Source organism: Vibrio sp. V01_P9A10T6 (genome assembly GCF_963877065.1).
Taxonomy (GTDB): Bacteria; Pseudomonadota; Gammaproteobacteria; order Enterobacterales; family Vibrionaceae; genus Vibrio; species Vibrio anguillarum.
In genome coordinates, this window is record NZ_CAWNTB010000015.1 from 1 (window position 1) to 11,162 (window position 11,162).

Genomic DNA, 11,162 nt, shown 5'->3' on the forward strand with positions numbered 1-11,162 from the left:
TATAAAAACAGGCAGTTTTATTGGAAATAATATGAAATCACAATTTATTTTAAGCATTAAAGAGTATATGCAAGCGCGACACTATGCAAAAAAAACTATAGAGGCATATTTGCACTGGATAACACGATTCATCTACTTCAATAACAAAACACATCCAATGAGAATGGGTAGTAAAGAAGTTGAGATGTTTTTGACTGACTTAGCTGTTCATGGGAAAGTAGCCGCTAAAACACAAGCGTTGGCGCTTAACTCTCTCCATTTTCTGTACCGTGAAATCATTAAAGAACCGCTATCAATTAGCATGAATTTCAAGAAATCTCAACTTGCTCAAAAATTACCAGTAGTGATGACAAGAACTGAAATTAAGCGGTTTTTAGAACATATTGAGCCACGATATCAATTGCAAATTATGCTCTTATACGGATCAGGGCTGCGGCTGATGGAATGTGTCAGACTCCGAATACAGGACATTGATTTAGATTATGGTGCGGTTCGGGTATGGCAAGGAAAAGGAGGAAAAAACCGCACCGTCACACTTGCTAAGGAGCTTTATCCACAGCTAGCTGAGCAACAAGCATTAGCTAAGCGTTACTATGATAAAGATATGCAAACCAAAGGTTATGGAGGAGTCTGGTTACCCAATGCGTTGAGAGAAAAATATCCTTCAGCTCCTTATGAGTTTAATTGGCACTACTTGTTTCCATCTAATTTACTTACCTTAGATGAGAATAGTGGGTTGAAACGAAGGCACCATATTAATGAGTCGGCATTGCAGCGAGCAGTTCGGAAAACCGCTCATGATGCTGAGATACAAAAGTCAGTTTCATGCCATACGCTAAGGCATAGCTTTGCGACACACTTGCTAGAAGCGGGAGCGGACATCAGAACAGTACAAGAACAATTAGGGCATAGTGATGTAAAAACAACTCAGATTTACACTCACGTACTGGATAGAGGCGCCAGCGGTGTATTAAGCCCACTGTCGCGCTTATAAATAAGCGTAATAAAAAAGGAGAGCATACTTGCCCTCCTTTTCTTTAAACCTTCACTGCTAAATTAAAGAGCAGTTTTTGCTTTTTCAACAAGCACTGCAAATGCAGCTTTGTCGAATACCGCGATATCAGCAAGGATCTTACGATCGATCTCAATAGATGCTTTCTTAAGACCGTTAATGAAACGGCTGTAAGATAGACCATTTTGACGAGATGCTGCGTTAATACGCGCAATCCATAGCTGACGGAACTGACGCTTTTTAGTGCGACGGTCACGGTAAGCGTATTGACCAGCTTTGGTTACAGCTTGGAAAGCTACGCGGTAAACACGTGAACGTGCTCCGTAGTAACCTTTAGCTTGTTTTAGAACTTTCTTATGACGTGCACGAGCTTGTACACCACGTTTTACGCGAGGCATTATGCTTCTCCTAAACTAAACGATAAATAAACTAAAAAGAATTAAGCGTATGGCAACATGCGCATAACACCAGCCACTTCACATTTTGGAAGGATTGAGTTAGGGCGTAGTTGACGCTTGTTCTTAGTAGTACGCTTAGTCAGGATATGACGTTTTGTAGCGTGCTTAAATTTAATACCGCCAGCAGTTTTCTTAAAACGCTTAGCTGCACCTTTGTTGGTTTTCATCTTAGGCATGATGAATAACTCCGCATTGTAGTAGTTTAAATAACATGTAATTAGGGCGAATAACACCCCACCGTCTTTCAACGGCGAGGTCTCATTACTTGTAAGCCGTTAATTACTTCTTTTTAGGGGCAAGCATCATGATCATCTGGCGTGCTTCAATTCGACTCGGGAAAGACTCAACTACTGCAATTTCAGCAGTATCCTCTTTCAAACGATGAAGAACATCGACACCGATGTCTTGGTGCGCCATCTCACGGCCACGGAAGCGAATAGTAACTTTCACTTTGTTGCCTTCTTCTAGGAAACGGGTCAGGTTGCGTAGTTTTACCTGATAGTCTCCAATATCAGTCCCAGGACGGAATTTAATTTCCTTAATCTGGATCTGTTTTTGCTTCTTCTTCTTCTGCTCTTTAGCAGTCTTGCTCTTTTCAAAGAGGAACTTGCCATAGTCCATCACACGACAAACTGGTGGCTCGGCGTTAGGGCTGATCTCTACAAGATCCATACCAGCTTCTACAGCAGCTTCTAATGCTTCGTTGATTGATACAACACCAACGGATTCACCATCTGCGCCAGTTAAACGAACTTCACGAACGCCACGAATTTCACCGTTTAAACGGTGCTGGTTTGGTTTGGCCGGCTGTTGGCCACGTCTTCCGCCTTTAATAGTTTATTCCTCCAGATTGAGCTTACGGCTAGAAACTTCGGCTTGGATATACGCAATAAAGTCATCCAATTTAAATTTACCTAAGTCCTTGCCCCTGCGGGTACGTACTGCGATCTCTCCGGCTTCCATCTCTTGGTCACCACAAACAAGCATATACGGTACACGCTTTAAAGTGTGTTCGCGGATTTTAAAGCCAATCTTCTCATTTCTCAAGTCTGCTTTGGCTCTAATTCCACATTTTTGTAGTTTTTGTGCTACTTCCTGAGCGTAAACTGACTGTTTATCAGTAATGTTCATAATTACCGCTTGTTCCGGCGCTAACCACGTAGGGAAGAAACCTGCATACTCTTCGATAAGGATACCGATAAAGCGCTCAAGTGAACCCAAAATTGCACGGTGAATCATAACCGGAACAAGACGCTCGTTACTTTCGCCAACATATGTCGCGCCTAGACGAGCAGGTAAATTGAAATCCAGCTGCACTGTACCACATTGCCACGCACGATCTAAGCAATCATGCAAAGTAAATTCAATTTTAGGGCCGTAGAATGCGCCTTCACCTTCTTGAATTTCAAATGGGATATCCATTGCCTGCAGTGAAAGCTTTAATGCTTCTTCCGATTTATCCCAAATTTCATCACTACCAACACGTTTTTCTGGGCGTGTAGACAGCTTAACAACGATGTTATCAAAACCGAACGTCGTGTAGGTGTCGTAGACCATCTTGATACAAGATGTCACTTCTTGTTGAATTTGATCTTCGGTACAGAAAATATGGGCGTCATCTTGAGTAAAGCCACGAACACGCATAATACCATGTAATGAACCTGATGGTTCATTGCGGTGGCAAGATCCAAACTCAGCCATACGCAATGGCAGATCACGGTATGATTTCAAACCTTGATTAAATATTTGAACGTGGCCTGGGCAGTTCATCGGTTTAATTGCATATTCACGGTTTTCAGATGACGTCGTGAACATGGCATCCGCATATTTGTCCCAGTGACCAGAACGCTCCCATAGAACTCGGTCCATCATTAATGGACCTTTTACTTCTTGGTAGTCGTACTCACTGAGTTTTTGGCGAATGAACACTTCAAGATCACGGAATATAGACCAACCGTTATGGTGCCAGAATACCATCCCTGGAGCTTCTTGCTGCATATGGAATAGATCGAGTTGCTTACCAATTTTACGATGGTCACGTTTAGCCGCTTCTTCTAAACGCGTTAAATGGGCTTGAAGTGCTTTCTTGTCATGGAATGCCGTACCATAGATACGCTGTAGCATCTTGTTATCACTGTTACCACGCCAGTACGCGCCAGCAATGCTAAGCAGGGTAAAGTGTTGGCAGAAGCTCATGTCAGGTACGTGAGGACCACGACACATGTCAATGTATTCTTCATGATGGTATAGACCCGGTCTGTCATCACGAGCCACGTTCTGATCCAAGATTTCCATCTTGTATGTTTCACCGCGAGCTTCAAAAGCATCACGGGCTTCCTGCCAACTGACTTTCTTCTTGACAACTTGATATTTTGTCTTGGCAAGCTCTTTCATGCGCTTTTCGATTTGCTCTAAATCATCTTGCGTGAGTGATTGCTCAAGATCGATATCATAGTAGAAGCCGCTGTCGATCGTCGGACCAATCGCCATTTTGGCTTGTGGATAAAGTTGCTTTAATGCATGGCCAAGTAAGTGCGCACAAGAGTGGCGTACGATCTCTAAACCATCAACTTCATCTTTTGTCGTTATAATTTCAAGGCTAGCATCATTTTCGATAAGATCGCACGCATCGACGCGCACACCATCGACACGGCCTGCGATCGTTGCTTTTGCAAGACCAGGGCCGATAGAAGCTGCAACTTCCATTGTCGATACTGGGTGTTCAAAATGACGTTGACTGCCGTCAGGAAGAGTAATAATAGGCATGTATAATCCTTACAGTGGTGTTGCATACCAAGCAACACGTGTTGAGTTTGATTGAAAATAACCCATCGAAGCTCACTCGGTAACACGAATACCGGAACTTCAATGAAGCGAAGATTTTAACTAGCTCACGCTAGAAATGCAAAGATCGAATTATATAAATCAAAAGAAAAAGCCCATGATAAATATCACGGGCTTTGGAGTTTCAATAATTGATTATGCTTCAGCGCGACGAGGACGACTTAACGTACCCGCATTGGCATTAGCACTAGCATTGCCGTGACCACGTTCACCACGGAAGTTACCACGATGGTCGCCACCACGGTTGCGGTCAAAACGACGCTCACCATCACGACCAGTCGCCGCTGCACCGTCACGGTTGCCACGGAAGCCACCTTCACGGCCACCACGACCTGCGCCAGCCGCAGGAGCACCGCCTTCACGATTACGGAAGCCACCGTTTCCACCTTCACGACGGGCACCACCACCGTTACCACCTTCACGACGACCACGAGACTCGCGGAAGTCATCAAAGTCACATACAACGGCACCGACTTCTTTTTGGCGAATACGCAGTTTACGCAATTTGCCTTCAACATCTGAAGACATTGATTTAGGAAGCTGTACGAATGTATGGCCTTGAGCAAGTTTAATTGCACCAATTGAACCTTTGGTTAAACCAAGTTCATTAGCTAAAGCACCAACGATGTCTTTCACTTGCACGCCTTGCTCACGGCCGACTTGTAACTGATAAGTATCCCAGTCATTGCTCGCAGTACCATATTCGCGGCGACCTTCGCGTCCATCACGGCTATCGCGACCGCCTTCACGGCGTTCACCACGCTCACTACCCTCTTTACGATCACGGCGACGTGATTTTTCACGCTCGATCGCGTCGACCATTGGATCTGGGCCGACATAGAACAGTGGACGATTGCCTTGTTGGCGCTTCAGTAAAATGGCCGCCAGTGTTGTGGCATCAATCTCTAGGCTTTGTTGAAGTTTTTCAATGAGCTCAACAAATTTGTCTAAAGCAGTATGACCTTTGTCAGCTTCTAGCTCTGCACCCAGTTTGATGAGACGAGCTTCAGCAACTTTGTCACGCATTGGAAGTTGAATCTCTTCCATTTGAGAACGAGTTACGCGCTCAATCGTACGCAACATACGAATTTGGTTCGTGCGAACTAGAAGGATCGCTTTACCTTTGCGTCCAGCACGGCCAGTACGGCCAATACGGTGGATGTATGATTCCACATCGAATGGGATATCATAGTTGAACACGTGTGTAATACGTGGAACATCAAGACCACGAGCAACAACGTCTGTCGCAACAAGAATGTCGATTACACCCTGTTTGATATGATCAACCGTGCGCTCACGCAGTGATTGCGGAATATCACCATGAAGCGCTGCCGCTTTAAAGCCACGAGATAATAACCAATCAGCTAAACGCTCGGTGTCTTGACGAGTACGTACAAAGACGATTGACGCATCGGTTTCTTCTGTTTCAAGAAGACGAGCCATCGCTTCATCTTTTTCAACACCTTTAACAACCCAATATTGCTGCTCTACTTTCGCAACAGTTTGGTTTGAACCTGCTACGTCAACACGAGCAGGATCACGTAGGTAACGGTCAACAATCGTCTTCACCATAGGAGGCATAGTCGCAGAGAACAGCACGCGTTGAGCGGTGCCAGGTGCTTGTTCCATGATCCAAGTTACGTCATCAACGAAGCCCATTTTGAGCATTTCGTCAGCTTCATCAAGGACGAAGGTATGACATTCGTCTAAATGAAGGCGATCACGAGTGATCAAATCTTTTACACGACCAGGTGTGCCAACCACAATATGAGCACCATTTTTCAGAGCGCGCATTTGGTCAACAATAGAAGCACCGCCATAGATCTCAAGTACTTTAAGGCCTTGAATCTTTTGGCCAAGGTTTTTGATTTCTGCCGCAACTTGGATAGCAAGTTCACGAGTTGGTGCCATCACAATTGCTTGTGGCTTGTGTTGAGAAAGGTTTAATTTGTTCAGTAGAGGTAGAGAAAACGCAGCCGTTTTACCTGTACCTGTTTGTGCTTTACCTAGCGCATCTCTTCCTTCAAGAAGAAATGGAATAGCAGCAGCTTGGATAGGAGTTGGAGAAACGAAACCCATTTCATTTAGAGCAGAAAGGATTGAGTCGTTTAGGGCTAATTCACTAAATTGAATTACAGAGTCTTGCATGGAGATCCCACTAGATTAATTAACAAAAGGTCCCACGTGCTCTACCAATTCCAATACCGATCCATTAAAAAGAGCTGAGTTCCGTTCAGATGCGGATAAGTCTTAAAACGCATCAAGCCGCTAGGGACATATAAGGGACGCGGATTATTCCCTAAAAGCATAAAAAAAGCTAGTAAAAATTGAATTACATCACAAAAATTCGTCATAAATGACCATTAAGCTCATTAATTCACCCAAAACGAACACAGAAGCTGCATTTACAGCGCACTGTTAAAGCAGACTAGCAAAAATAACGCTTTCGGTAGTAATCATCCCGCTCAATGATTATAGTGTGCCCAATCGCATTTGTTAGAAAAAGAAACATGTTTCAAGATAATCCGCTCCTTGCTCAACTCAAGCAACAAATCCAAGAGAACTTGCCTAAGAAAGAAGGCACGATAAAAGCCACTGAAAAAGGCTTCGGCTTTTTAGAAGTTGACAGTAAGAACAGCTTCTTTATTCCGCCTCCGTATATGAAGAAATGCCTACACGGAGATAAAGTGGTGGCCATCATTCGCACCGAGAATGAGAAAGAAGTGGCTGAGCCTCAAGAGCTGCTTGAGCCTTCATTAACTCGCTTCATTGGCCGTGTAAAGCTGTACAAAGGTAAGCTGAATGTCACGCCCGATAACCCGCAACTAAAAAGGCAATCGCTGAAAGCCAAGGTGCAAAAAGGATTAAACCCTGAACATTTCTCTGAAGGTGATTGGGTTGTTGCACAGCTTATTAATCATCCACTGAAAGACGATAGCGGCTTTATGGTTGAAATCACCCATAAAATTACGGATGCCAACGATAAGATTGCGCCTTGGTGGGTGACTTTAGCTGAAAATGACCTGCCTAACAGTGAGCCGGCTGGTATTGAACATTGGCAGCTCAAAGATGATGCCGACCTACAACGCATCGATATGACCCACCTTCCTTTCGTGACCATCGATGGGGCATCAACTAAAGATATGGATGATGCACTGTTCGCCCAAAGAACCGAGAACGGTGACTTCACATTAACCATTGCCATTGCAGACCCAACCGCATACATCACGCCAGATGACGAGATGGACAGTGTCGCGCGTGAGCGGGGTTTCACTATTTATCTCCCAGGCCGCAATATCCCAATGTTGCCACGTGATTTAGCCGATGATTTGTGTTCGTTGATGGAAAATGAAGTTCGCCCTACCCTTTGCTGTACCGTAACAGTGACTAAAGAAGGTGTGATTGGCGATAACATTACCTTTTTTGCGGCCAACATTAAATCGCACGCTCGATTGGTTTATGATCATGTATCAGATTGGTTAGAGACGGGCACTTCTGCCGATTGGCAACCAAGTGACCAAATCGCTTCCGTTGTGCGTGATTTGTATGATTTTTCATTAGCGCGCGCACAATGGCGCGAAACATACGCGGTCGTGTTTCCTGATCACCCTGATTATCGATTTGAACTGAGTGAAGACAACGACGTAGTGGCAATTCATGCGGATCTTCGCCGTAGTGCTAACCGTCTTGTTGAGGAAGCGATGATAACCGCGAATATCTGTGCGGGAAAAACGCTCAAAGCGCATTTTGGCCAAGGCGTGTTCAATACGCACGCGGGGTTCAAACCCGAAAAAATTGCCGATGTTGTCGAATTAGTCAACCCAACGGGTGAGCTTGAATACACTGCCGATAACTTAGCGACTCTAGAAGGCTTTGCCTCTTTACGTCGCTGGTTATGTAAGCAAGAAACCCGCTATCTGGATAATCGTATCCGCAAGTATCAAGCTTACAGTGAAATAGGAAACCAACCTCTTCCGCATTACGCAATGGGTTTGGATATCTATGCCACTTGGACTTCTCCTATCCGTAAATATGGCGATATGATCAACCATCGTATGTTGAAAGCACATATTTTAAACAAAGAGCCCGTACAAACACCGGATGAAACCGTTGGTGAAGAGTTGGCACTACACCGCAAACACCACAAAATGGCCGAACGTAACGTAGGCGACTGGCTCTATGCTAGAACGTTAGTAAACGAACCTAGCAAAGGCACCCGTTTTACGGCTGAAATCTTTGATATCAATCGCGCTGGCATGCGCGTACGTCTTTTGGAAAATGGCGCAGCCGCATTCATTCCTGGTTCTTTAATCTTAGACAACAAAGAACGTATTGAATGTAATGCGGAAAGTGGAACGCTGCTTGTCGATAAAGAAGTCGTCTTTAAGCTCGGTGATACGCTCGAAGTCGTGCTCGCAGAAGTGAATATGGAAAACCGCAGTCTGATTGCAAAACCGACTCAGGTTTTCGAACCGTTACCTATACCTTCAGAAGCTAATACCACTACCCAAGGGGAGTGATTTTAGCAGCATAGACATTTCTATCAGGCATTCTTCGGAGTGCCTTTTTATTGCTTATTGATCACCAAAAGTAAGATTTAGGATCTTTTTCAATTTCGCGGATCAACGCCGTCAAATCCGTTGTTTTAGGGAGAAAAGGATACGGCAACCAATCTTCAATTTCTTTATCGGGATCCGTATTGGGAATATACAGCGCCCATTTAGCTTCTTCCCAAATCACTTTCGCCACGATACTTGAATAGTCGCAATGCGTTGAATCTAATTTGTAATGGTGTTTGATGAAGTGCACACCGTTAACGATCGGCTCAAAACAGGATTTGCCTAATTCAACAGACACACTTTGGTTACGATTATGGCAAACAAGCTCTGCTCTTCGTTCTAGTTGACGTTGCAACAAATTCACTACCGCCATTTTACCCTCGCTCAAACACGGCTTCCTGACATCTCGACTATAGCTGACTTCGCTTATCTCTGATATGAAAAACCGTAAGGCTACAAACCACTTACCTTTGTGGTTCACAAAAGTGTCATCTATACGACATATTATGGTGGCTCAATTTTTCTAAATAACCATATTGGAGCCACTATGTTTCGAGTCGCGCTTGCTACACTGCTTTCAACTTTGCTACATACCCAGTTTGCCTTCGCAAGTGAAGTTAATATTTCTGGCTCGACCTCGGTCGCTAGGATCATGGAAGTATTCGCCGAGGACTACAATACCGCACACCCTGAAACTTATATCGCGGTTCAAGCCGTAGGTTCGAGTGCTGGCATCACATTACTGAAAAAAGGTGTCGCAGATATCGCCATGAGCTCGCGCTACCTCACAGAAAGTGAGCAAGATGAGACGATGAGCACCTTGCCGATTGCCTATGATGGGTTGGCTGTTGTAATCAATCGCTTAAACAGTATTGAAAATCTGACTCGTGAGCAGTTATTTGATATTTATAAAGGGAAAATAACCAACTGGAAACAAGTCGGTGGTGCTGATCAAAAAATCGCAGTTGTAACCAGAGAAGCATCATCAGGTTCCCGCTATAGCTTTGAAAGCTTATTAGGCCTGACTCGTGTGATTAATGATCGCTTAGTGTCGGACATCAGTTCCAATAACTTAGTGGTCAATAGCAATAGTATGGTTAAAACACTGATTAACCATAACCCTCAAGCGATCGGTTTCATCTCTACGGGATCGGTAGATAAATCGATTAAAGCGATAAAATTTGAGGGAGTAGAAGCCACTGCAAAAAATATTGTCACTCATGAATATAAACTTTCTATGCCATTTTTAGTGGTCTATTACCCTGAAAAAATCACTAAAGAGACTCAAGCTTTCATTGCATCTTTAACGTCAGCGGAAGCAAAGGCTCGCATAGAAGAATATGGTTATATTCCTTTGAAAAACAAATAAATACAAAAAAGGAGAGTGATCGACTCTCCTGTTTCTATGCCATTTTTCTAAAGTTAAAAATGGAGTTGGATTACTGAAACCACGACACAGCCTGGGCGACGAATACCTTCAATCTCAACTTTAATTTCTCTCTCGATCTCCAAACCTTTTTTGATTGGTGTAACTTTCAATAGAGTACTAATCGCTCTTACTCGGTTTCCTGATTTCACTGGATACGGGAAACGAACTTCATTTAAACCGATATTCACCACCATTTTTGCGGTCGGAAATATTGGTTTGTCAGGATCAACGCTATCCGTCAATTTAGGTAACAAGGCCAAGGTCAAAAAGCCGTGCGCAATTGTGGTCCTAAATGGAGAGTCAACTTCCGCTTTTTGAGGGTCGGTATGAATCCACTGCATATCCTCAGTTACTTGACCAAACTGGTTAATGCGCTCTTGATCAACCACCAGCCATTTACCTGTATGAATGACTTCACCAATCTGAGTCTGGAGCTGTTTATACAGACGTTGCGCTTCAGGTTTGAGTATCAAGGGTTCGGCAATAGGAGCATCTTCATTCACTGCTGGTTGGTGAAAATCTCTAACCCAAGAAAACAACTGGCGACTGTTTGTTTTATGTAGAAGCTCGCCCCAGTACTCACGTACTGAAGGTGATACCCACTGCATAAGCTCAGAGGAGTACTTGTTCATTGAATCGCCACGATGCTTAAAAAGATTCTCGACTTTCATCTAAACCTCGGTGATTAGTTAGAATGCCCTTGGATTGAGGTAATTTTGAAGTACTTCACACTTAGCTGCAAACACTTTCGAGCGTACAACCGTTCCCTGAAACACACAAATTACATATAAATCAATCAAATAAAAATAAAACACCATTTTATTAGATAACTAGGTTGTAGAGTATATAGCTCATAAAAT

At 43.8% G+C, this 11,162-nt stretch carries 10 protein-coding genes; 3 read left to right on the plus strand and 7 right to left on the minus strand.

Annotated features, from left to right (window positions below; all coding sequences use genetic code 11):
* Window positions 1–31 precede the first annotated feature (31 nt).
* Entirely contained in the window at window positions 32–994 is a 963-nt protein-coding gene (locus AACQ21_RS00980) for an integron integrase (protein ID WP_105976577.1), read from the plus strand.
* Window positions 995–1,056: 62 nt separating this feature from the next.
* Here the strand turns inward: AACQ21_RS00980 and rplT are convergent, their stop codons facing one another.
* The 5 genes from rplT to AACQ21_RS01005 all read right to left on the minus strand — a co-directional run bounded on the left by rplT (window position 1,057) and on the right by AACQ21_RS01005 (window position 6,462).
* The gene (gene rplT, locus AACQ21_RS00985) at window positions 1,057–1,410 is read right to left on the minus strand and encodes a 50S ribosomal protein L20 (RefSeq protein WP_010319590.1); all 354 of its coding nucleotides are present in this window, start codon (window positions 1,408–1,410) and stop codon (window positions 1,057–1,059) included.
* 41 nt (window positions 1,411–1,451) lie between these two features.
* On the minus strand, window positions 1,452–1,646 hold the full coding sequence (gene rpmI, locus AACQ21_RS00990) for a 50S ribosomal protein L35 (protein ID WP_010319591.1): 195 nt from the start codon (window positions 1,644–1,646) through the stop codon (window positions 1,452–1,454).
* A 103-nt stretch (window positions 1,647–1,749) separates the two neighbouring features.
* Window positions 1,750–2,304 (minus strand): translation initiation factor IF-3, encoded by a 555-nt coding sequence (gene infC, locus AACQ21_RS00995; RefSeq protein ID WP_105976573.1) that lies wholly within the window; start codon window positions 2,302–2,304, stop codon window positions 1,750–1,752.
* 3 nt (window positions 2,305–2,307) lie between these two features.
* Window positions 2,308–4,236 (minus strand): threonine--tRNA ligase, encoded by a 1,929-nt coding sequence (gene thrS / locus AACQ21_RS01000; RefSeq protein WP_105976574.1) that lies wholly within the window; start codon window positions 4,234–4,236, stop codon window positions 2,308–2,310.
* 213 nt (window positions 4,237–4,449) lie between these two features.
* Window positions 4,450–6,462 carry a DEAD/DEAH box helicase gene (locus tag AACQ21_RS01005; protein ID WP_064626716.1) on the minus strand — a complete coding sequence of 671 codons (2,013 nt, stop codon included), beginning with the start codon at window positions 6,460–6,462 and terminating at the stop codon, window positions 4,450–4,452.
* 362 nt (window positions 6,463–6,824) lie between these two features.
* On the opposite strand from AACQ21_RS01005, the gene rnb reads away from it, so the two are divergent.
* Window positions 6,825–8,834, plus strand: a complete 2,010-nt coding sequence (gene rnb, locus AACQ21_RS01010; RefSeq protein WP_105976575.1) for an exoribonuclease II — start codon at window positions 6,825–6,827, stop codon at window positions 8,832–8,834.
* A gap of 61 nt (window positions 8,835–8,895) precedes the next feature.
* Here the strand turns inward: rnb and AACQ21_RS01015 are convergent, their stop codons facing one another.
* Window positions 8,896–9,246 carry a DUF3024 domain-containing protein gene (locus tag AACQ21_RS01015; RefSeq protein WP_026027345.1) on the minus strand — a complete coding sequence of 117 codons (351 nt, stop codon included), beginning with the start codon at window positions 9,244–9,246 and terminating at the stop codon, window positions 8,896–8,898.
* A 174-nt stretch (window positions 9,247–9,420) separates the two neighbouring features.
* Between AACQ21_RS01015 and AACQ21_RS01020 the strand changes: the two genes are divergently transcribed.
* Complete coding sequence (locus tag AACQ21_RS01020) at window positions 9,421–10,242, plus strand: phosphate ABC transporter substrate-binding protein (protein WP_181185532.1); 822 nt, start codon at window positions 9,421–9,423, stop codon at window positions 10,240–10,242.
* A 53-nt stretch (window positions 10,243–10,295) separates the two neighbouring features.
* Here the strand turns inward: AACQ21_RS01020 and AACQ21_RS01025 are convergent, their stop codons facing one another.
* Window positions 10,296–10,973, minus strand: coding sequence for a MaoC family dehydratase (locus tag AACQ21_RS01025; protein ID WP_013868538.1), 678 nt, complete (start codon window positions 10,971–10,973; stop codon window positions 10,296–10,298).
* Window positions 10,974–11,162 lie beyond the last annotated feature (189 nt).

Bases quoted from the DNA above. Each gene is read 5' to 3' on its own strand.
- AACQ21_RS00980 (WP_105976577.1), top strand. From the start codon at position 32: ATGAAATCACAATTTATTTTAAGCATTAAAGAGTATATGCAAGCGCGA.
- rplT (WP_010319590.1), bottom strand. From the start codon at position 1,410: ATGCCTCGCGTAAAACGTGGTGTACAAGCTCGTGCACGTCATAAGAAA.
- rpmI (WP_010319591.1), bottom strand. From the start codon at position 1,646: ATGCCTAAGATGAAAACCAACAAAGGTGCAGCTAAGCGTTTTAAGAAA.
- thrS (WP_105976574.1), bottom strand. From the start codon at position 4,236: ATGCCTATTATTACTCTTCCTGACGGCAGTCAACGTCATTTTGAACAC.
- AACQ21_RS01005 (WP_064626716.1), bottom strand. From the start codon at position 6,462: ATGCAAGACTCTGTAATTCAATTTAGTGAATTAGCCCTAAACGACTCA.
- rnb (WP_105976575.1), top strand. From the start codon at position 6,825: ATGTTTCAAGATAATCCGCTCCTTGCTCAACTCAAGCAACAAATCCAA.
- AACQ21_RS01015 (WP_026027345.1), bottom strand. From the start codon at position 9,246: ATGGCGGTAGTGAATTTGTTGCAACGTCAACTAGAACGAAGAGCAGAG.
- AACQ21_RS01020 (WP_181185532.1), top strand. From the start codon at position 9,421: ATGTTTCGAGTCGCGCTTGCTACACTGCTTTCAACTTTGCTACATACC.
- AACQ21_RS01025 (WP_013868538.1), bottom strand. From the start codon at position 10,973: ATGAAAGTCGAGAATCTTTTTAAGCATCGTGGCGATTCAATGAACAAG.